Source organism: Micrococcus sp. HOU01, from assembly GCF_035609305.1.
In the GTDB taxonomy this organism is placed as follows: Bacteria; Actinomycetota; Actinomycetes; order Actinomycetales; family Micrococcaceae; genus Micrococcus; species Micrococcus luteus.
In genome coordinates, this window is record NZ_CP141211.1 from 1361150 (window position 1) to 1382190 (window position 21041).

Genomic DNA, 21041 nt, shown 5'->3' on the forward strand with positions numbered 1-21041 from the left:
CCCCACGAAAGGCCCATGCGTGCAGCACCCCGTCGCGCTCAGATCCCTGAAGATCGCCCTCGCCTTCGTCGGCCTGCTCGTCGGCGCCGGCTTCGCCACCGGCGCCGAAGTCATCCAGTACTTCGTGGGCTTCGGCTGGATCGGCGTCGTGGGCGCGGGACTGGCCGGCCTGCTCGTCACCGCCGGCGGCGCCGTCATCCTCCAGCTGGGCAGCGTGTTCCTCGCGGCCGACCACAAGGTCGTCTTCCGCAGCGTCTCGCACCCCGTGATGGCCCGGATCCTGGACGTCGTGGTGACGGTGACGCTCTTCGCGATCGGCGTCGTCATGCTCGCCGGGGCGGGCTCGACGCTCGCCCAGCAGTTCGGCTGGCCGACGTGGGCGGGCTCCACCCTGATGACCCTGCTCGTGCTCGTGACGGGCATGCTGGACGTGGAGAAGGTCTCCGCGATCATCTCCCTGATCACGCCCCTGGTGGTCGTCGCGGTCGTGGCCGGGTTCGTCCACGTCCTGGTCACCCGCGACGGCGGCTTCACCGCCCACGAGTCCCTCGCCGTCCAGGCCACCACGCCGGTGGACCCGTGGTGGCTGTCCTCGGTCAACTACTTCGGCCTCGTCGTCGTGATGGCCGTGTCCATGTGCCTCGTGATCGGCGGGTCCATCACTCACCCCCGGGAGGCGTTCCTCGGCGGCCTCACCGGTGGCCTGATGTACACCGCCCTGCTCCTGATGGCCTCCACGCTGCTCTACCTCGGCTACGCCGAGATCGGCCGCGCCGACGTCCCCATGCTGCGGCTGTTCGCCTCGATCGCGCCCTGGCTGGGCTGGGCGATGGTCGTGGTGATCTACCTGATGATCTTCAACACCGCGATCGGCATGTTCTACGCGCTGGGACGCCGCCTCACGGCCGACCGCCCGGGCCGCTACCGGCCCGTGTTCGCCGGCGTCACGCTGCTGGCCTTCGCGGTGAGCTTCGTCGGCTTCGGCGACCTGATGAACGTCGTCTACCCGGCGCTGGGCCACCTGGGGATCGTGCTCGCGCTCGTGCTCCTCGTCTGGTGGCTCACCCACCGCCGGCAGATCTCCGCCGAGTCGGGGCTGCGTCTGCGCCTGCTCGCGCTGCTCCGCCTGCGTGAGCATCCGGAGAAGACCTTCACGGCCCAGCACGCAGTGCAGCTGCAGGAGGCGGTCGGGGACTCCGTGGCGGCCCCGGACGCGGTGACGGAGGCCCTCGAGGACGAGGTCGCCCAGGTGCTCGAGGAGGACGACGCGCTCACCTCCGGAGGGGCGCGCCCCGGTCCCGACGCCGGGCCCGAGCGTCCGGCAGGCGGCAGCCACTCCGCCTGAAACCGCGTGCCCGGCCGGGCACGGCGTCTCGGAGCGGCCCTGCGGCCGGGCCGGGGCGCCGTCGCCGTAGGATGGGGTGGCCGGCCGTGCCGCCGGCCCCGTCCGCGCCGCCCGAGGGCCGGCGCCCCATCCCGACTGCGTGAGGACTCGAACCGCCGTGAGCCAGACCCCCGACAGCGCCGTGCCGGCCACCCCCAGCATCCCCGCCGACGCGGAGTACTCGTTCCGTGACGTGGAGGCCCGCTGGGCCGGGTACTGGGAGCAGGCCGGGACGTTCGCCCCGCGCGAGGACGGCTCCGAGACCCGCACCGTGGTCGACATGTTCCCGTACCCGTCGGGCGACCTGCACATGGGGCACGCCGAGGCGTTCGCGATGGGCGACGTCGTCGCGCGCCACTGGATGCAGCGCGGCTTCGACGTGCTGCATCCCATCGGCTGGGACTCCTTCGGCCTGCCGGCCGAGAACGCCGCCATCAAGCGCGACGCCCACCCGGCCGAGTGGACCTACGCGAACATCGAGACGCAGAAGCGCTCCTTCCAGCGGTACGGCATCGCCGTGGACTGGTCCCGTGAGCTGCACACCTCGGACCCCGAGTACTACCGGTGGACCCAGTGGCTGTTCCAGCAGCTGTACCGCAGGGGCCTGGCGTACCGGAAGGACTCCCCGGTCAACTGGTGCCCCCAGGACCAGACGGTGCTCGCCAACGAGCAGGTCGTGGACGGCCGCTGCGAGCGCTGCGGCACCGAGGTCACCAAGCGCACCCTGAACCAGTGGTACTTCCGCATCACCGAGTACGCGGACGCGCTGCTGGACGACATGGACCAGCTCACCGTCCACTGGCCCGAGCGCGTGCTCGCCATGCAGCGCAACTGGATCGGCCGCTCCGAGGGCGCCCACGTCGACTTCCAGGTCGAGGACGGCCCCGTCGTCACGGTCTTCACCACCCGGCCGGACACGCTGCACGGCGCGACCTTCATGGTGGTCGCCGCCGACGCCCCGCTGGCCGCCGAGCTCGCCGGCGACGACGTGCGGGCCGAACTCGAGGCGTACCGCGAGGACCTGAAGAAGGTCTCGGACATCGACCGCCAGGCCACGGACCGTCCCAAGAGCGGCGTGTTCCTGGGCCGCCACGCGGTGAACCCGCTGACCGGTGAGCGTCTGCCGATCTGGGCCTCGGACTACGTGCTGGCCGACTACGGCACGGGCGCCATCATGGCCGTGCCGGCCCACGACCAGCGCGACCTCGACTTCGCCCGCGCCATGGGCCTGCCCGTGCGCACCGTGCTGGACACCGGCGAGGAGGACCCGGCGGTCTCCGGCGTCGCGACAACCGGCGAGGGCATCCTGGTGAACTCCGGGGAGCTCGACGGCCTGGACAAGACCGCCGCCATCGCGCGGGCCATCGAGATCGTGCAGGAGCGCGGCACCGGCCGGGGCACCACCACGTACCGCCTGCGCGACTGGCTGCTCTCCCGTCAGCGCTTCTGGGGCACCCCGATCCCCGTGGTCCACTGCCCGGACTGCGGCGAGGTGCTCGTGCCGGAGGACCAGCTGCCGGTCACCCTGCCGACCGACCTCAAGGGCGAGCAGCTCGCCCCCAAGGGCCAGTCGCCCCTGGCCGCGGCGACGTCGTGGGTCGAGGTGGACTGCCCGCAGTGCGGCGGCCCCGCGCGACGGGACACCGACACCATGGACACGTTCGTGGACTCGTCCTGGTACATGCTCCGCTACGCGTCCCCGAACGACGACGCCCGCGTTTTCGACCCCGACGCCCTGCGCCGCTGGCTGCCCGTGGACCAGTACGTGGGCGGCGTGGAGCACGCGATCCTGCACCTGCTGTACGCCCGCTTCTTCACCAAGGCCCTGCACGACCTCGGCCTGGTGCCCTTCACCGAGCCGTTCCGCGCCCTGCTCAACCAGGGCCAGGTGCTCAACGGCGGCAAGGCCATGTCCAAGTCGCTGGGCAACGGCGTGGACCTGGGCGACCAGCTGGACGAGTTCGGCGTCGACGCCGTGCGCCTGACCATGGTGTTCGCCTCGCCGCCCGAGGACGACGTGGACTGGGCCGACGTCGCCCCGGGCGCCGCCGGCAAGTTCCTGGCCCGCGCGTGGCGCCTGGCCCGCGACGTCCGCGCGACGGGCGCCCCGGCCGGCACGGACCCGGCGGGCGGGGCCGTGACCCTGCGCCGGGTGACCCACCGGACCGTGCACGAGGCCCAGCAGCTGCTGGACGACGGCAAGTTCAACGTGGTCGTCGCCAAGACGATGGAGCTGGTCAACGCGGCCCGCAAGGAGATCGACGCCGGCGCCGGCGCGGCCGACCCCGCCGTCCGCGAGGCCGCCGAGGCCGTGGCCGTGCTGCTCTCGCTCGTGGCGCCGTACACGGCCGAGGACATGTGGGTGCTGCTCGGCCACGAGCCCTCCGTGGTCCGCGCCGGCTGGCCCGCGGTGGACGAGGCGCTGCTGGTCGAGGACACCGTCACGGCGGTCGTCCAGGTCAAGGGCAAGGTCCGCGACACCCTCGAGGTGCCCGCGGACATCACCGCCGAGGACCTCGAGGCCCGTGCCCGCGCGTCGCAGAAGGTCCGCACCTTCATCGGCGACGCCGAGATCGTCAAGGTGATCGTGCGCGAGCCCAAGCTCGTGAACCTCGTGATCCGCTGACCGCGCGCGAGCGCGCGGAGAGGAGGCCGGCCGTGGCGACCATCGAGCAGTGGCGCGACGACGCCCTCGTGCGCCTGCGCTCCCGTCGGTCCCAGCTGGTCGGCCGCGCCCGGTACGGGCTGAAGCCGCCGCGCCGGGACCGGACGGCCGTGGTCACGGACTCCGCGGCCGCCCTGCCGGCCGCCGCGCTCGGCCACTCCCTGGCCGCCGGCATCCGGCAGGTGCCGCTGCCCGTGATGGTGGGGGACCAGATCCACGCTGAGGGCACGGACGACCTCGCCCTCGAGCTGCCGCTGGCCCTCGCGGCGGGCACCGCGGTGCGCACCTCGCGACCCTCGCCCGGCGCGTTCCGCAGCGTCTACGCGCAGCTGGCGCGGGAGGGGTACGCCCGGATCCTCTCCGTGCACCTCTCCGGGGAGCTCTCCGGCACCGCGGAGGCTGCACGGCTCGCCGCCGTGGACGCCGAGCGGCCCGTGACCGTGGTGGACTCGCGGACCGTGGGCTTCGCGCTCGGCATGGCCGTGGTGGACGCGGCCGTGGACGCCGGGGTGGGCATGACCGTGGCCCGGATCCGCGAGCGGCTCGAGGCCACCGTGGACTCCAGCCACGTGCTGTTCACGGTGCCGAGCCTGGAGCAGCTGCGCCGCGGCGGCCGGATCAGCGGGCTCGCCTCGCTGATCGGCACGCTGCTGCACGTGCGCCCCGTCCTGGCTGTCGACGACGGCGCCATCGGCCTCGTGGACCGGCCCCGGTCCGCGGCCCGCGCCGTGGACCGCCTCGTCGAGCTGGCCACCGAGCGCGCCGGGGACGTCCCGGTGCGGATCGCCGTGCACGAGTACGGCGACCCCGAGACCGCCGCCGCCCTCGCGGAGCGGCTCACGCCCGTGTCCACCACGCCGGTCCCCGTGGTGGAGCTGCCCGCCGTGCTCGCCGCGCACCTCGGGCTCGGGGCGCTCGGCGTGGTGATGTGCCCGTTGGAGTCGCCCACGGGGGGCTCCGGGGACTGACGCCGGCGACGGCTCCTGCACAGGCGCCCGCGACGGGTCGGCCGTCCCCAGACACGGCCGCCGGCCGCGGTGCGGCCGGGGGTCCGGCGCAGACTCCCGGCATGAGCCACCCCACCGCCTCGCCCCGGACGCCGCCCTCTCCGACGACCCCGCCGAGGACGCCCCGCGTCCGTCCTGGTCCCGTTCCGCCGGCCCCGCCGCGCGCGGGCCCTCCGCGTGGGAGCGCGTGCCCCCGCGCGGGCGCGTCCTGCGCTGGCGCCCCGCCCTCCTGGCCGTCACCGTGCTGCTCGTGGCGGCCGCGGCCTGGTGGGCGGTCGCCTGGCTGACCAGCCCCGCACCGCCGTCCCCGGCGCCCGCCGCCTCGGCCGTCGAGGCCCGGGTGGAACCGGAGACCGAGGACGGGCCGGACGCGGCCGATGCCGCGCCCCCCTCCGACGGTGCCGGACCCGCCGCGGAGCCGTCGGGCGGGTCCGGGCCGGTGGCCACGCTGCTGCGGGTGCACGTGGTGGGGGAGGTGGAGCGGCCCGGGGTGGTCAGCCTGGCCCCCGGCGCGCGCGTGGCCGACGCCGTGCGGGCCGCCGGCGGTGCGACGCGTGTTCGACCCGGCGACGCCGACTCGCGAGATCGACGCGGCCGAGAGCCACTTCAAGACTGCGCTCGACTCCCGTCGATTTGGTTTGAACCGGAACTGATCCGCTGAGGGATCCTCAGTCGTCCGGACCAGGTCGCTGCGCCTCACCCTCGGGGGACACGTGGTCCTGACGACCCGGCCGGCGGAGCCTGATCGACGTGCGCGCGCAGATGCAGGGGACGGTTCGCGTAGCGGTTACCTCTCTGCGCCCGGGCATCATCCAGCCCGTCGGAGGTCGGCAGAGGCGCAGGCGAAGCGATGAACAGGTCATCGCGAGTGGTGACGGTCCATCCGTGCTCTTCGTAGAAGGCCTTGAGCTGGGCGTCATCCGTGACCAGTGGGATGCCTGTGATTACGGACGTGGCGGCCACGTACATGTCGTTCATCGTGTTGCGGGCAGTGCCCTTCAGCTTCTGACGGCTGTCGACGAACTGGTTCGCCAGGACAACTGCGCACGCAGCGATGGCCTCGTCGAGTGGGATAACCGCGTCCAGCCGTGAGCGCAGAAACTCCCACTTGTCCAGCACTCTGCCCAGCTGCTTAACGCGCAGTGCCCTTGAGGCGTACGCCCGAAACAGTCGATCCTGCCCACGTTGGTGCGCGACCGCGATGGCGGCGTGCCCAAGCTCACGGGACTCTCCTCGCAGTCGGGAGGCTGGGACGATGAGGCTGTCGGTCTGCTTGGAGACCGGCGAGTGCTTCGCGTGCTCGGAGGCCCAGCGCAGAAATTGATCCGGTAACACCTCAGCTCGGACCTTGAGGCGGCCATCCATCAGCGGCAACGCATAGCGGTAGCGCGCCTCCCGGTCCGGCCGCTGCATCCCCAGGACTTCCTGGGCGGAGGTCGACGACGTGACGAGCGTCGAACTGCCCCATGAGCCGTTCTCAGCAAGCTTCTCCGGCGACAGCACATTCGTATCCAGAAGAAGCAGGTTCGCGGACTCCAGGGACAAGTCGTGACTCGTCACTCGGTGAAGGTGCCGGCTGAGGTCGACGCAGAGACGGTTGCCGTAGCTGTAGTCGAGCATCCTGCGGCGGTGCATCTGGTGGACCGCGACACCCGGAGCGATGCCGATCTCACGCGCCATGTCGGCGATCTCGCGGTCGCGGGACAGGCCCCGGAACTGCGAGACTCCGGCAGCGCCGAAGAGGACCTCCAAGGCGAACGCGTTGGCCGCCTTCTCCGCTGCCGAGTTGCGCTTCCTCTCCGTGCTGTACTCCACGTGCATCTCGCCGCGCGGGTCACCCAGGACGTGCCCGAGCTCGTGGAAAAGTGCCCAGATGACGAACCCGTCCTTGCCCCAGCGACCCGTCTGCTGGATGACGGGCACCCTCTTGTCGATCCAGCGGGTCATGCCCAGGAGCGGGAGCTTCTTCGGGGGCTCGACGACCATGAAGACCACACCCACGTCGGCGAGCATGTTCGCGAGGTCACGGAGCATCGTGGAGTCGGGGGTCGCCGCGCGGTCACGGAGATCGGGCAGAGCAGCTCGGAGCTTCTCCGGGTTGTAGTTGTAGCTGCGGCCGCGCTCGAACGGCTCTGCCAGCTCGGCTGCGCGCAGCCAGGTCGTCAGCAGCGTCGGGTCGAGCGTCGAGCCCGCGTCCTTGAGCGCCGCCAGCGCGTAGTCGCCCGTCGAGGCCTCCTCGTGCAGGTGAACGTACGCATCCCAGGTCCCGCAGCGGTGGAACGCGAGGAAGTCGGACACGAGCTTGCCGGGGGACCGCTTGGTGGCGGCGGTCGCACCGATGCTGCGCAGGTACGTCACGGCGGACGGCGCGATCTTGTCAGCATGCTCCGCCAGGCTCTCCTCGTCGGCGATGCGGGCGAGGTCCGCTCTGTACAGAGCCTCATACTTCAGCCAAGTTTTCGCGGGGATACCGACGACTCGCTCAAGGCGCATGGCGGTGTCGCTCGTGATCGGAGCACGCCCATTGACAATCTCGTTCACCTGCTTGCGGCTGCTTCCGAGGAGCTCGGCCACTCGCTGCTGGGACAGGCCATGATCCTCGATCCACTCCTCGAGGTACTCCCCGGGAGCGACAGCGTAGTTCGTGGTGGTCATGGTCCCTCCTTCCTCAGTGGTAGTCCTCGATGCCGACGACGGTCGCGGCGACGGCGCTCAGCGAGTTGGGATTCGGCTCCACGAGCAGCCGCCAGTTCCCGCTGAGCTCGCCGGCCCATGTGCCTGCACGCTTGCCCGAGAGGTCGTGCCATGCTCCTCCCGGGTTGTCCTCGGGCAGGTCGCCGAGCGTGTCCGAGTTCTCGAGCGCCTTGATCCGCAGTCGGAGCTTCTTCTTGAGATCAGGCCGCTTCTTCTGCATCTCGCGCTCATCGGTGCACAGCTTCGCCAGCTTGTTGTCCTTGTACTCTATGCGCAATCAGTGTCACCGATCTCGTTACAGTCTAACGCGGTCCTCACTGAGATTATGCCCGAGGTCTGACATTGGAGTTCGAACGACACGACGTGGGGCCTCGCGGTGCGAGCAACCGTTGGCCGGCACGTCACCGCAGGTCGCTGAACGGATCCACCACCGACTGTGCCCCGTGTTCGGGGCAGACCCATGCGATCCGCACGCCAGTGCCGTCGGAGCTGAGACTCGTGTCGGGCTCGCAGTCCCCGCCGCAGGCGGAGCAGGTCCGGTATCCCTCGTCCGTGGGCACGCCGATCGGCACACCATCCAGCTCGCCCGCCGACTCGTACTCCATGCTCGCGAGCCTACGCTGGGTGACAAGGAGGAACCATGGCTGTCGAAGCGATGAACCAGCAAAGCGGTCGCTATGCTTGGCTGCCGGATCACCAGCTCCACGTTGCGCCGACGCTCGCTCACGCCGACGAGGTCATCGCTGCGATCGCGGACATTCTCTTCGAGTACCAGAGCCAGCCGGCCGGCATCATCCAGCTGAGTGAAGTCCCGCTGGTCACCCACAGCCAGACGGTCGTGGTCGGGGTGTCGCCGATCCCGCGCAAAGTTCCTCTCCTAGTCGCTGATGCACTGGTGGCGTTGCGCAACGCGATCGAGCACGCCCTCTTCGCCGAGATCGAATACCGGGACGGACCTCTCGATGAGAAAGCCGCCAAGACCGTCGAGATGCCCGCGGCGCAGACGTACCAGGCGTTCGAGGAGTGGGTAAAGGGGCGCGTTCGGAACGGCCCGCCCTCCCTCCAACGCGGAAGCGACCTGCTCCAGCGCATCGAGAACTTGCAGCCCTTCCATCGGTACAAGGGGCCGCAGGACCATCCGATGGCGCTCCTGGCGTTGCACACGAATCATTCCAAGCATCGGGCTCCAGCCATCACGGCCGTCCGCCTCGCGGCGATCCATCGGGAGGACCGCACGCCTCCGTCGCTGGCGGACGTCGAGCGTCGACCGGAGGTTCCGCTGCAGGTCGGCGAGGTCATCGCCGAAACGCCGCGGGGTCAGCAGATCCCTGTGGCACTCTTCCTGACCGTGGGGATCAACCGACCCGGCACCACGCGGTGGCCCGTGCTCATGACGGAGCTGGCTGACCTCGCGACGTGGGTGCGAACGCAGGCAGTGCGACGGTTGATCACAGGTACGGAGCCACCGACACCGGCGCTGCCGGCGCGATACGACATCTCCGTCGGCCGTGCCGATGACCGCGCCGCGCTGACAACTGGAACAACGTCGTCTGCGGCTGAGCTGTACAAGGACCGGCTCGCAGCGAGGACGGTGCGACGGGACATGGGCGAGACCATTAGCCAGATGGAGAATGCCCCGACTGTCGAGGAGCTCGACGCCTGGTTCGAGAGCCTGTCGGATCAGGATGTGCTCGCGCGGATGCGCCAGCTCCGGATGACCAGCACCTACGATCCCGAGGTCATGCAGGACAACCTCGTCGTGCTCGAGCAGATGCGTGACGACGCCCGCCGTTTCGTGGGTCTGGCCGTCGCAGAGACAGACAAGTAGCGCCCTCGCATCCTCGCATCCCGGCGTCTCGACCTGAGTCAAGCCGGGGCCTCGTGGACATCTCGTCGATCAGTTCGGCCTTAGATGCAGGTGAAGTTCCCGCCCCGCCGGACCCGTCCGGCTCATAGCCCTCACTACACGTCGAACACGTCTGGCAATCGAAGGATCCGAAATGCGACGATGGATTGGCGTTGGCAGAACAGGCTCGGGTTGCCTAGGCATGCCTCGTCCTACGTGCCTTAGCAGCACGCATCTCTCGCGGAAACCGTCTCTGGCGTGGGAAACGTGCCGTAGCTCGTTCCTGACGACGGTTCGCTCCCGAGCGGTTTGCCCTGGTCAGACGCCATTGTAGTCCCACCTTCCAATTCCGATCCTGACCCACCTTCTAAATCGATCACAGCCAGCGGAGATCGACTCTGTGGAGGTTGATTCCTTGTCGGCCTCGTTCGCCGGCCGGGATGGGAAGGATCCGTGGGATCAGGAGAGCCCGGACGACGTGTCGCCGCTGGGCGAGCGGCATCCGCTCCCAGGCGTTCTTGGTCGACCGGGCGTCCTTCAGTCCGAGCACGAGCGGGTCGGGCTCTTCCAGATCTTCGATCCTCTTCTCAGCTGCCCGGATCTTCGGGAGGACGATGTCCTGCTGCCGGAGGAGGGTGTCGGGCCGTTGTGATCGCGTGGCCTCGCTCTGCACGGAGTCCAGCCATGCGCGGTCGCTCTTGATCTCCAGCCGGAGTGCGCGGCGCTCCAGGCCGTCCTCGTCCCCAGCACGGGCGGACGGCGGGCGGAAGTCCGGTTCGCGGATCCGTGCCAGGACGGCGTCGGTAACGATCCGGTCGAGGTGCTCCTGGTGCATCGAGACGTGGAAGCCGGTGCTCCCCGGCGTGCCGGCGCATTCGTAGACGCGGTAGCGGGCCGGTGGCTGACCGGCCACGAAGGGCCGGCGGGTGCTCGTGTTCTGCGTGCCGACCCTGGTGGGAGCGCCGCACACGCCGCACACAGCGATGCCGCTGAGCAGGTACCGGTGCTGCCGACCCCTTCGCCGCGTGGCTTCGCTGTGTCCGCCGTCCATGCTGCCAAGTCTCGCTCACTGGACGCTCTGTGCTGCATCGCACGACTAGGCAGCTCGCTCGTCCTGGGAACCGTCGCGCGCTGCGGCCCACTGCTCTTCGCTCAGCCAGGTGTCCTGCTGGTCGACGAACGCCACAGTGATCGCGTAGATCTGGTAGTCGGTCGGCGGGGGAGCGGCCGCGACCTGCGCGGCGATCCATTCGTCATAGGTCAGGTCTCGCTCGTCATGGATCGGCGGTTCCGGGAACCTCTCGGCGGCCTCCGTGATCGCGGCACGGACGGCCTCGGCGACGCTGGCCCCGTTCGACGTCAGCACCCTGAGGGCGGCGTGACTGGCGCGGTCGAGTCTCACGCAGATCCGTCGATCCATCGCTCAGGCGGCGCGACGAGCGCCTACGCCCGGCCTCTCGGCATCCGCGGTCTCCTGTCGTCCGTAGAACAACTCTCCGATACGACACTAGTGGAAGCGATGACTACCTATGGACGATGGCTGCGCGCCCGGATCCACTCACTACTCCCAGATGCTTGCGACATCTGCGCTGCTCACCCAGACATAGCTCTCGCTGTTCAGATAGTCCACGAGCTGGCGGAGGATGCTTTCTTCCAGCTCGGGAAACAGGAGGTCCACGGCGTCCTCAGTCTCGTGCTGCTCCACGATCCAGACGTACTCGCCGCCGTCTACCGGGAGACTGTTCACGGGGTCCTCGAAGGTTTGGAAAAACTCTTGGACGAGCTTCTCCATGTAGTCCGCAAGTGGCCGGGGACTGGCGATCACAGTGAAGTCCATTTCGGGAGAAACGAAGAAGGTCGGCTCGGCCACTTCGTCGATGCCTTCCGGCGTGATCGTGAATGCAATGTCGCTGAGCTTGAAACGCAGGGCGCCCCTGATCCGCCACTCGCGTTCCCAGTCCCACTCGTAGCGGCCCGGCATCACGAGGTCGATCAAAGGAGTGAGCTCCCACATCGGGTGATTGAAGTCGCCTCGGCTTACTAGGTCTTTGAGGTGTTCGTTCAAGCGACGGGCCTGTACCGAGCCCTGATCCACGTACCAGACGCGAGCGCCTTGATTGCTGCGGATGAAGTCTTTCGTGAAGCCGATGCCATAGTTGCCGTGCCGACGGACGAGCCGCTCCACGTTGTTGAGCGGGACTTCACTGAAGCAGACCGAGTGGTGGCGATCCGCTACTTGTGGGACTTTCCGGGCCCAACTGAATCCGTACGGGCCAGAGGCTTGCAAGTAGCCGGTAGCCAGGATCTCGGCGAAGACACGGGGATCGTCGGTGAAGTGCACGACGAACTGGCTCATGTCCTCCCACGTGGGGTCTCGGTAATCCCCAAGGAGACGAGTCGGTACCTCAAACATGCTGGTCATGCGGCAAGCGTAGAGCTGTCTGCAGTCACGACAGCAAGTGCTCCGGATTGCCGGCCTACGGGATGTGACGAGCGATCGAACCGGTGAGGCCTTTCAGAGAGTGTCGTCAGAGTCACCGCTGCTCTTCGAATGGGTCGACGATATTTTGGACCCCGTGCTCGGGGCAGACGAACATGATGCGCATGCCCAGCCCGTCCGCTCCGCCCGGCTCGCGCAGGCAGTCGCCGCCGCACTCGGCGCAGGTACGGTACTCGTCGTCGCGGGGTGCGCGGATCTCGACGCCGTCCGGCCCTTCCACGCCTTCGTAGTCCACGGCTCCGAGCTTAGGGGGCAGCGTGATGGCCGTCGGCGCGAGTGGGTGGCGCGTAACCGATGGCCGACCTGCATCTCGGTACTGTTGCTGTCAACAGGTAGTAGGACGAACAAGGGCAGTCAGGATGATCGAAGGCGGGATCGAGAGCACGATCTTCGGGGGGCCTGAAGGCTCAATGATAAAAATTCAACTCAGTGACGATGCGTTGGGACTGGGTCGCGGTGACGAAGGGGTTGCGCGTGAGATTCGTAGGGGTCCCGAAGGGCTACTCGATCGCACGAATCGCTTTTACGAGCTGATGCATGCGATGTTCGCCAGTTTTGGGATCTTGTTCGTCGCAGTTCCAACGGGGGTCTCACCAGCCAGGTGAGCGTAGAGCGGCCGCGGGGTTCCGTTCGTGCTGTTCGCGCCGTTGCAGTAGGCACTGTTCCCGGAGCAAATGCGGAGTTGATCCACCTCCAGAAGGTCTCGTTCGATATTCGATCCCGACCCTAGTGGAAGCGATGACTACCTGGAACCGATGAGTACCCGCGGCGACGCTTGAAATGTGCCTCACCCCCTCCGATCGGTCCTTGGCGCGAAGGTGCGCGGCCTCCGCCGGTCCAGGGGCCTCACCCAGGAGCAGCTCGCCGAGGAACTTGGCGTCACGCCCCGCTACCTCGCCGGCATCGAGCGGGGGGAGCGGAACCTCACGCTGGACTCCGTTGACGCATTGGCCGAGCAGTTGGGTGTGGAGTCTGTGTCGCTGCTGACCACGGCACCGTAGCATCGGTGCTCGCGCGCTGGAGTGGACCGGCATAGTCTCGTCTGCGTGGACACTGTGATGATCGAGTTCGTCGTCGAGGACGAGGACCTCGCCGAGCTCGACCGCCTGTCGCAGCTCTGTGGCGACGGTTACCGGTCCCGTTTCCTCCACGAGGCTATCGCTTACATGTCCTCCCGCGATGCCGCCGAGCACGAGCACCATCCGGGTCACGAGAGTGCGGGTTGAGGTACCGGCGGCCTGGGCAGGCCGAAGCCATGGCATCAGGGCAAGGTCTCGCTTAGAGGTTGCGCGGATAGGACCGCGTATGGGTCAGGGGCACCGGGCAGGGCGAGAGTCCCACCGGTAGCGCTTCCAGGACTGCCGGACCAGACGGCGGATGATGATGATCGCGCTGGCCAGCGCCACCCAGGCGTTCTGCACGCACCCTTGCCGGTCGGTCACCCTTGCCAGCGCCGAGAACCCTCTGTTGTGCCATGAGTTGGTCCGCTCGACGACCCATCGACGAGTGTGGCTGATAGGTAGGAAGGCCCCCTTGGGAGTGATGTTCGGGGTGCAGCCCAGCTCGGAGAGCAGATCCCGGGTCCGAGCCGAGTCATAGCCTGCATCCAGGTGGACTGTGATGACCTCAGGAAGCCTGAATCCGAGCACGGCGAGGGTTTCTAGCGTCGGTCGCAGGAGCGGAGAGTCGTTCCTGTTGGCCCCGGCCAGCACCCATCCGACCGGAATCCCGCCGCCGTCCACGAGCACCGATCTCTTGAGACCCGATTTGCCGCGGTCGACAGGGCTGTGGCCGGTGTTATCTCCTCCGCATGGTGCCTTGACGATGCATCCGTCGACCACGAGGTTGTTCAGGTCGAGGCCGACAGCCTGGTCGTAGGCCTCCAGCGCCAGGTGGTGGAGCTGTTCGAACACGTCGGCACGGATCCACTCGTCCCGGCGGGCTCGCATCGTGGTCGCCGAGCAGGTCTCGTCGGCGTGCTGCTGGTAGGTGCCGCCCAGGACGAGGCGGGCCAGAAGCTTGTCGAAGACGACCCGGTCTGGGATGCGCGGGCGGTGGCACCCCAGAGGGTGGTTGATGTTGCGTTCGGGTAGCAGGGCTTGGAACTGCTCCCACAGAGGGTCGGCGATGAAGCCGGGCAGGACGGGCACGTGATCTTGTGATCGTCGTCGTCGGGAGACGGGCGGGGCTGCCGCGGCGTACCCGTCTGGGCGCGGCGCGGCAGCCCCGGTCCTGCTACCCGGCCTGCGGCTGCCCCGCCGCGGTGGACGGCGAGCGGGAGATGACCACGGCACCGACGACCAGCCCGACGACGGCGAGCACCGCAGCGACCACAAACGGGTCCCCGGCGTCGGCGTGCAGGGCCGGTGCGAACCCTAGGCCGACGTAGACGGCTACACCGGCTGCTCCACCGAGCTGGTCGGATGCTCGCTGGACGCCGGAGGCGATCCCGGCGTCCTCCTCGGTGGTACCGCTGACGGCGATGTACTGCAGACCCACGAGCCCGAAGCCCATGCCCGCTGCGATCAGAAGCATCGCCGGGAGCAGCCACGTCGCTCCGCTGCCCAGGACGGCCACGAGCGCGACCACGCCCATTGCGCCGGCAGCAGCCCCCAGGCCGACCAGCACGCAGGCGCGTGCGCCCCAGCGTCCCAGCAGCCGGGGCACGAGCACCGAGGCCACGATCAGTGCCACGGCGAGGGGCAGCATCGTCAGGCCTGCCCCCAGAGGCCCGATGCCGAGCCTGTCCTGCAGGTAGAACGTGAACAGCAGGAACGACGTCGACAACGCACCGCTGAGCAGCATCGTCGTCAGGTTCGCCCGCAGCCGGGCGCGGTCGGCGAAGAAGGTCAGCGGGACCAGCGGGTTCGGCGACCTCGACTCGACCCTCACGAACCCGGCGGCAGCCAGCACCGCGCACAGCAGCGCGACCCCGCTGACCCACAGGCCGGTGGCAGGCTCGCCCGCCTCGACCGCGGCGTAGACGAACAGCAGCGGGCACGCGGTCAGCAGGAGTGAACCGGGAAGGTCCAGGCGGACCCGTCCGCCAGACGCGGGCCGGTCGGCTGGGACCAGGAGCAGCGCGGTCACGATCACGACCAGGATGAAGGGCACCGAGACCAGGAAGACCCAGCGCCAGCCCAGGTGGGCGGTGATGATCCCTGACAGGGCGAACCCGAGAACCAGGCCGCAGCTGGCCACGGCCGCCCACACGCTCAGGGCCCGCGACCGGCGCGGCCCCTCGGGGAAGAGCAGCACGATGGTCGCCATCGCCGCTGGCAGCGCGACGGCCTCGCCCGCACCCTGGAGCAGGCGGGCTGCGACCAGGACCGGGAAGGACGGGGCCAGGCCCGCTAGCAGGGAGGCCGCGCCGAAGACGCTCGTGCCGACCAGGAGGGTGCGGCGGCGGCCGAGAAGGTCACCGATCCGGCCGCCGAGCATCAGCAGCCCGCCGCCGGTGATGGTGTAGCCGACCACGACCCAGGTCAGGGAGTGTCCCGCGACGCCGAGGTCCGCGCCGATCGAGGGCAGCGCGATGTTGACCACGGTCACGTCGACCGCGATGAAGAACTGCAGCATCGACATCGCGCACAGCACGAGCCATGCGCGCACGGGGGCGGGACCGGTCCCGCGTGAAGTGGTGGAAGTGCCTGAAAGCATCAATTGCTCCGTCGCTCTGAAGAGTTACCGAGCAGCACGAAGGGCCGCTCCGGTCTGATCACGAAGCGGCTGGACGTTCCAGGTGAGGTGTTGCTGTGTGCCGGACGTCCCGCCGCTAGCGGGACGTCCTGGTCACTGCCGCGCAAGCGGCCGAGCTCGAAGCGCCTGACATGCTGCACATGCTAGCAGCGGGGAATCGTTGCCTCCGGGCCTGTCCTCCTATCCGCGCGAGCTCTTAGCGATCCTCGCGGTAGAGGGCGATCATGTCCGTCGCATAGTCGTCTATCTCGCGCTCAAGCTCGCTGATCAGCACATCGACGATCCCTTGAAGCTCCTCGTGACTAATCAGTCCAAACACCTGCTCAAGGCTCCCAACCGCGATGCGCAGGCTAGCGTCCGGCAGCGCTCCCAACCCGCGTGATTGAGGCTCGCCCGGCCGGGCAACCCAGTCATCCTCGTCGAACTCTGATTCATCCATGTGTTCAACGGCATTGCGGAGCGTTCGGAGCTGCGAGTGACGTTCAAGCGGTTCACGCCCTCGGTCGACGTACAGTCGTCTGATCCAGCGTTCGAGATTGTCGGCGCTGATCACGAGCAGTGCCTCCGCCGTCCACGCCGCCTGCCACGCCGACGCAAGCTGGTCCATCGTGACGTCGCCGTCCATACGCTCGTACATGCTGTCGATGCTGTGGAAGTACGCAACCCGCGTCTTGACGTTGTGGAGCTGCTCACGAACCGCGCCCGCCCACGACACGGCCAGCGAGAGAACCACGTCCTCCCCGTCAGGGCTGAACGACTGGAGAGGCGGTTAACCGGGACTTGACGTCATACATCGAACCTACGGGTCAGGGACGACGGATGCGCTTCTCCGATCACGCAGGGTGCTTTCACAGTCGTGGATGCTCGCTGCCAAGCCTTTCGGAGCCTGTGGTTTCTGGGGCGTAGCGCTCGACGAGGGACGCCTGAATCCCCAGATCGATAGGTAGATACAGGGGTCCTTCTGGAAGCCGGACGGAATTGCGGTCACCGTCCATCCGCGGCGCAGCGCCTCCTGGGCGAGTGCGTGGAGGATGAGCACTGCACGTTGCCGTTCCTCGATCGGGACGTCCATGCGGGCTTTGTGGTCGACGATCTCCCGGACGGCCTGATGTGGGCGTCGCACCCGCTCGGGCATCGGGATCGTCTCGTCCTTAACGGTGCGTGCAGGCTTCGCCTTCCCAGAAGATGACTCAGCAGGTTCCGGCTTGGGTTCGCTGGCCGCGCCGTTCGGTCGATTGTCTTGCTCGGACGCGGGTTGGGCGGGCGGCTTCTTGACCGATGGCATGTCCGTGGGGTGGTGGCCGTGCTCAAGGTAGAACGCACCGGCTTCGGTGATGGCTATGCGCCAGTGCCCGCGCCGCTTGTCGAAGCTGCGCGTCGTTCAGCGATAGGTCCATATGACCAGGATGGTCTCGATGGGCGGTCGGCGGGCGGCGTGTGATCTACGCATTGACCTTGAGCAGTCTCGCCACGTTGTCCGGCATCGGCTTCGCGGCGGCTTCCATCTGCTTCCACCACCTCGACGGATCGTTGCGGAACACACGCCCGTACTGGTTCGAGTTCGACGCGGAATGGGTGAGGAAGAGACCCTTGCGCGCGCGGGAGACCATGACCAGCAGCACTCGCTCGTCCTCGAGCAACGCAGCCTCGGTTCGGGAGTATGAACTCGGGACGTGGCCTTCGTCGAGCGCCATGACGACTACCCAGTCGAACTGCTGGCCCTTGCCGACGTGCGCGTTGAGGACGTGGACTCCCGGCGCGATCGCCGAGACCACCTGGTGGTCGCGGATGCGGTTGACCAGCGACGCCACCGAGACATCGGTTTCCTCGTGCTCCGCCAGTTGCTCGCAGGCTTCCTGGACCTCTGTCAGAGTGTCGACGTCGGTCGGCGGCACCGCGGCGCAGACGCGTTCCTGCAGTTCCGCTATCTGGTCTGCGAAAGAGGCGGCCGGGTCGACGTGGCGCGCGTGCAGCTTGAGCAGGCTTGCGACGCGTGGCGTGTCGAGCGCGATGTCCCAGAACTGCGGCTGATGGCTCGCTCGCTCATAGGCGCGGTCCAGTGCGCCTCGGCGGTAGGCGGCGCGGCAGATGACACCGATCCTGTCGTCCGGGTACTTGCCGGCGAGGTAGTCGGTGAGGGCGATGATGCCGTCGGCCTCGGCGGTGTCGCTCGGGTAGTTGGCCGCGTACGCGTGGCCGCCGGACTTCCCCCAGCGCTCCGGCTCGACCGCTTCGAGCGCGGGGGCACCCAGGTCTGCGGAGATGCTGTTGACGACCTTCAGAACGGCGGGCGAGGAGCGGAAGGAGTCTGTGAGGGTGATCACTTCGCAGCTCTCCTCGAGCTCGGCGTGGATCTGCTCCGGTGCCGCGCCTGCCCACCCGTAGATGCCCTGGAACGGGTCGCCGACGTACGCGACGTTTCGATTCGCGACCCGCTGGGTGAGTTCGTACTGCTGGAGCGAGAGGTCCTGGAACTCGTCGACGAGCAGTGCGTCGAAATGGGCTTGGAAGAGCGCGGCGACGCGGTCGTTCCGGAGGATCAGTTGCGCGTACCGCAGCAGGTCTCCGTAGTCGATGTAGTTCTCTGCTTGTCGAGCGCGCTCGATGTCAAGAGCATCATCGTCCACAGAGAGCCGAGCGAGCACTTCGGCGTCGGTGAGTGCTTCGCGTTTCACCGATTGCAGAAGGTCGCGTACCTCGGCCGCGCGTTGCCGGTCGAGATCGAGCGCGGCGATGGCGCGACGGAGCCAGGAGGGGTTCGGGCCGGTGTAGCCGCGTTCCAGGCCGATCACGGGTGCGTGCGCTTCGACCACGCGCGCCGCGAGCTCGTGGAAGTTCATCGTTGACACGCTCGTGCGCATCCGGCCTTCTCCGAGCTGCTGACGGAGACGCTCCCGCAGGTTGTCGCGGGCGCGGTTGGTGAACGTGATGGCGAGGAGCCGGCGGCCAGGACGCACGGTGCCGTCCCTGATCATGCGTTCTGCTCGCATGGCGAGCAGTTCCGTCTTCCCGCAACCCGGTGGAGCGACAACCAGTAGACGGTCGGCCAGGCTCTCGACCGCGGCCAGCTGCTCTCCTATGGGAGTGTTCGCCACTACGAGATCATCGCCTTGACGTGCTGGACCAGGCCGTTGAGCGCATCCGATGACGCGATCGCCGCGGGTGTGAGCAGGGGCGCGATCACCCGTGCTGCCGGGATCTTCCGGCTGTCCTTCGTCGTGATGAAGTCAGCGACCTGCTCCTCGGTCAGGTCGTCGAGCGAGGCTTCTCCGGACGCGTTGAGCAGACCCTGCTCGCGGGCGATGCCGGACGAGATCAGCTCGTCGGCGACTACACGGGCACCGAGCAGCCGCACGTACTCGTGTTCGAGATCCGCTCGCGCCACGAAGAAGCCGTTCTTGCTGAGGTTCTCGGGCTTGACGCCCAGCGTGCCCGCCCAGGCGTGCTCGCGGTCCTCGTCGCACAAACCGCTCAAGGGGAGGTCGAAGCCCTTCGTTCCCACGATCTCGAGCACCTTCTTGAACTTGTCCGCCCCGTCGAGTGCGAATACCGAGACGCCGGCCCGGTCCAGGCTGACGCCGGCGTTCGTCGCGACTGCTTCGACGATCACCCGGTCGGCGGCACCTTCGACGAACAGGAGTTTGCGCGCGGTCAGCCCTTCGAGCAACTGCGGCGACCACCAGTGGATCCGTTCCTTATCGACGGCGTTGAAGTTGGCCTCGGGGATCTGTTTCACTTCGCGGAATGGGCTGACGACGAGGACGTGCTTTGGTTCGAACCGCTGCACGACGTAGGGGGAGTGGGTGACGACGATGCGCTGCTTCTTCGATGCGGCGAACAGTGCTGCGACCGTCCGCTGGCTTGCTGCGTGCAGGTGGATCTCAGGCTCGTCGACGGCGACGATGTTCGCTGTCGACTGGGCCAGGTCGAAGAACGTCAGCGCCATCAGCTGCCGCATCCCGTCGCTCTGATCGCCGAGGGCTTTGTAGTTGTCGCCTTCGCGGAGGTACAGAGTCGCTCCGTCCAGAGGACTGGCATGAGGATCCGCGGCCGTTCGGATCGTGAGGTTCTCCGCCTCGAAGGACCGCGGAACGGCCCGGGAGAGGTGGCCAGCGATCTCCGTACGGAGGGTCAGGAGCGCGTCGTTGTCGGCGAGCGTGCCATTGAAGGACTCGAGGATCTCTTCCAGCGCCTCGCGATCGTCGCCGACCTCGACCGAGTCGAGCATCATGCGGAACGCGCTCCGCTTCCCCTCCATGTACTCCGCGGAGTTGCTGCGGTCTGCGGGCAGGTACTGCCACCCGATCGCCGTGAGCTGATCCCGCGTGGGCTGCCGACGGTTGCCGGAATCCGGGTAGTAGCGGTCGATCAGGACATTGTCCGCGTCCCCCTCGATCCGCGTCACCTCAAGCCGAAGGCTCAGGTAGTCTGGGTCGCCTTCACGGATAGACATCTGGTATGGGAACTGGCTGGCCTCGTCCTCGCTGAAGTCCTCGAGCCGCGCCTCGACGACGAGCGCCTCTGAGCCCTCGCGGATGTGTTCCGGATGCACGGACTGGTACAGCTGCTGGGTGGACGCGCCGAGCAACATATGCAGGAGACGGAGGATCGAGGTCTTCCCGACATCGTTCCCGCCGACGATCACGAGATGCTCTCGGACTGAGATCTCCAGGTCTTCGAGCACAGCATGCCCCGTGATCTTGATCTGCGAGAGCCTCATCTGTTCCTCGTCGTACTTGTGGATCCTTCTGACAATCACTCGATCGCCTGTTCGATCAGCGTATCGAAAATGCCGAGTCGAACACGTGAGCCGCTCCGACAAGCGATCCACAACGGAACAGTCGAGCGTCTCAGCGATGCCCAGTGACACCCACTGCCGTGCAGCTACGGTGCTTGGGGCCGGTCATGCACGTCGTGCCGTCATCGACATCATCTTCGAGAAGCTTGTCGACCCACCTGTCGCCAACCTATATCGCCTCGTCGGCAGTGAGATGGTAGTCAACCGACAACGGCGCGAGTAGCAGTCGAGTAGGCCCCCCGAGGAAGTGAAGGGGTAGCAGCCCTCGATGGGATGTCCCGGCTGACCTGGTAAAACGCCGACTCAGGGACACCCACCTCATCCTTCGACTTTGTCCGGAGCGAACAGTTTCACCCAGTAGGTGTGCCGGATATGTGTCATGACTAGGGCTTTTCAGTCCCATGGTGGTCCGAGTCAGACTCCAGGGAGGGGCGACGCGGCCCCACGG

19 protein-coding genes are annotated in these 21041 nt (G+C 67.8%); 7 read left to right on the forward strand and 12 right to left on the reverse strand.

The window, feature by feature from the left end:
* The first annotated feature begins 19 nt into the window (after positions 1-19).
* The 4 genes from SOY78_RS06220 (at position 20) to SOY78_RS06235 (ending at position 5717) form a co-directional block, all read left to right on the forward strand.
* Entirely contained in the window at positions 20-1345 is a 1326-nt protein-coding gene (locus SOY78_RS06220; protein WP_036336588.1) for a membrane protein, read from the forward strand.
* Between the two features lie 157 nt (positions 1346-1502).
* Complete coding sequence (leuS, locus tag SOY78_RS06225) at positions 1503-4010, forward strand: leucine--tRNA ligase (protein WP_324701291.1); 2508 nt, start codon at positions 1503-1505, stop codon at positions 4008-4010.
* Between the two features lie 32 nt (positions 4011-4042).
* Positions 4043-5017 (forward strand): DegV family protein, encoded by a 975-nt coding sequence (locus SOY78_RS06230; RefSeq protein ID WP_324701292.1) that lies wholly within the window; start codon positions 4043-4045, stop codon positions 5015-5017.
* A 226-nt stretch (positions 5018-5243) separates the two neighbouring features.
* Complete coding sequence (locus tag SOY78_RS06235) at positions 5244-5717, forward strand: SLBB domain-containing protein (protein WP_324701293.1); 474 nt, start codon at positions 5244-5246, stop codon at positions 5715-5717.
* Positions 5718-5752: 35 nt separating this feature from the next.
* Here SOY78_RS06235 and SOY78_RS06240 read toward each other — a convergent pair whose 3' ends face one another.
* The 3 genes from SOY78_RS06240 to SOY78_RS06250 all read right to left on the reverse strand — a co-directional run bounded on the left by SOY78_RS06240 (position 5753) and on the right by SOY78_RS06250 (position 8355).
* Positions 5753-7711: a HigA family addiction module antitoxin gene (locus SOY78_RS06240; RefSeq protein WP_324701294.1), complete on the reverse strand. Its 1959-nt coding sequence runs from the start codon at positions 7709-7711 to the stop codon at positions 5753-5755.
* A gap of 13 nt (positions 7712-7724) precedes the next feature.
* Positions 7725-8027, reverse strand: a complete 303-nt coding sequence (locus SOY78_RS06245; RefSeq protein ID WP_324701295.1) for a type II toxin-antitoxin system RelE/ParE family toxin — start codon at positions 8025-8027, stop codon at positions 7725-7727.
* Positions 8028-8151: 124 nt separating this feature from the next.
* On the reverse strand, positions 8152-8355 hold the full coding sequence (locus SOY78_RS06250; RefSeq protein ID WP_324701296.1) for a hypothetical protein: 204 nt from the start codon (positions 8353-8355) through the stop codon (positions 8152-8154).
* 35 nt (positions 8356-8390) lie between these two features.
* On the opposite strand from SOY78_RS06250, the gene SOY78_RS06255 reads away from it, so the two are divergent.
* A complete protein-coding gene (locus SOY78_RS06255; protein WP_324701297.1) occupies positions 8391-9578 on the forward strand; it encodes a hypothetical protein in 1188 nt (395 codons plus the stop codon).
* Between the two features lie 394 nt (positions 9579-9972).
* On the opposite strand, the gene SOY78_RS06260 is transcribed toward SOY78_RS06255, so the two are convergent.
* The 4 genes from SOY78_RS06260 to SOY78_RS06275 all read right to left on the reverse strand — a co-directional run bounded on the left by SOY78_RS06260 (position 9973) and on the right by SOY78_RS06275 (position 12331).
* Positions 9973-10647, reverse strand: a complete 675-nt coding sequence (locus SOY78_RS06260) for a zinc ribbon domain-containing protein (protein WP_324701298.1) — start codon at positions 10645-10647, stop codon at positions 9973-9975.
* 45 nt (positions 10648-10692) lie between these two features.
* The gene (locus tag SOY78_RS06265; RefSeq protein ID WP_324701299.1) at positions 10693-10998 is read right to left on the reverse strand and encodes a hypothetical protein; all 306 of its coding nucleotides are present in this window, start codon (positions 10996-10998) and stop codon (positions 10693-10695) included.
* Between the two features lie 159 nt (positions 10999-11157).
* A complete protein-coding gene (locus SOY78_RS06270; protein WP_324701300.1) occupies positions 11158-11952 on the reverse strand; it encodes an abortive infection system antitoxin AbiGi family protein in 795 nt (264 codons plus the stop codon).
* Between the two features lie 178 nt (positions 11953-12130).
* Entirely contained in the window at positions 12131-12331 is a 201-nt protein-coding gene (locus SOY78_RS06275; protein ID WP_324701301.1) for a hypothetical protein, read from the reverse strand.
* Between the two features lie 583 nt (positions 12332-12914).
* On the opposite strand from SOY78_RS06275, the gene SOY78_RS06280 reads away from it, so the two are divergent.
* Both SOY78_RS06280 and SOY78_RS06285 read left to right on the forward strand, forming a co-directional pair.
* Positions 12915-13097, forward strand: a complete 183-nt coding sequence (locus tag SOY78_RS06280; protein ID WP_324701929.1) for a helix-turn-helix domain-containing protein — start codon at positions 12915-12917, stop codon at positions 13095-13097.
* Positions 13098-13142: 45 nt separating this feature from the next.
* Complete coding sequence (locus SOY78_RS06285) at positions 13143-13322, forward strand: hypothetical protein (RefSeq protein WP_324701302.1); 180 nt, start codon at positions 13143-13145, stop codon at positions 13320-13322.
* Between the two features lie 84 nt (positions 13323-13406).
* Here SOY78_RS06285 and SOY78_RS06290 read toward each other — a convergent pair whose 3' ends face one another.
* From SOY78_RS06290 to SOY78_RS06310, 5 genes are all read right to left on the reverse strand, one after another.
* On the reverse strand, positions 13407-14246 hold the full coding sequence (locus SOY78_RS06290; RefSeq protein WP_058859505.1) for an IS5 family transposase: 840 nt from the start codon (positions 14244-14246) through the stop codon (positions 13407-13409).
* A gap of 85 nt (positions 14247-14331) precedes the next feature.
* Entirely contained in the window at positions 14332-15681 is a 1350-nt protein-coding gene (locus SOY78_RS06295) for an MFS transporter (protein ID WP_058859990.1), read from the reverse strand.
* A gap of 310 nt (positions 15682-15991) precedes the next feature.
* A complete protein-coding gene (locus SOY78_RS06300) occupies positions 15992-16528 on the reverse strand; it encodes a hypothetical protein (RefSeq protein ID WP_324701303.1) in 537 nt (178 codons plus the stop codon).
* Positions 16529-17237: 709 nt separating this feature from the next.
* Positions 17238-18890 (reverse strand): ATP-dependent helicase, encoded by a 1653-nt coding sequence (locus SOY78_RS06305; RefSeq protein WP_324701304.1) that lies wholly within the window; start codon positions 18888-18890, stop codon positions 17238-17240.
* On the reverse strand, positions 18890-20515 hold the full coding sequence (locus tag SOY78_RS06310; protein WP_324701305.1) for an ATP-dependent nuclease: 1626 nt from the start codon (positions 20513-20515) through the stop codon (positions 18890-18892). Before SOY78_RS06310 ends, SOY78_RS06305 begins: the two co-directional genes overlap by 1 nt.
* Positions 20516-21041: the final 526 nt, after the last annotated feature.

Bases quoted from the DNA above. Each gene is read 5' to 3' on its own strand.
- SOY78_RS06260 (WP_324701298.1), bottom strand. From the start codon at position 10,647: ATGGACGGCGGACACAGCGAAGCCACGCGGCGAAGGGGTCGGCAGCAC.
- SOY78_RS06270 (WP_324701300.1), bottom strand. From the start codon at position 11,952: ATGAGCCAGTTCGTCGTGCACTTCACCGACGATCCCCGTGTCTTCGCC.
- SOY78_RS06310 (WP_324701305.1), bottom strand. From the start codon at position 20,515: ATGAGGCTCTCGCAGATCAAGATCACGGGGCATGCTGTGCTCGAAGAC.
- SOY78_RS06255 (WP_324701297.1), top strand. From the start codon at position 8,391: ATGGCTGTCGAAGCGATGAACCAGCAAAGCGGTCGCTATGCTTGGCTG.
- SOY78_RS06240 (WP_324701294.1), bottom strand. From the start codon at position 7,711: ATGACCACCACGAACTACGCTGTCGCTCCCGGGGAGTACCTCGAGGAG.
- SOY78_RS06250 (WP_324701296.1), bottom strand. From the start codon at position 8,355: ATGGAGTACGAGTCGGCGGGCGAGCTGGATGGTGTGCCGATCGGCGTG.
- SOY78_RS06295 (WP_058859990.1), bottom strand. From the start codon at position 15,681: ATGTCGATGCTGCAGTTCTTCATCGCGGTCGACGTGACCGTGGTCAAC.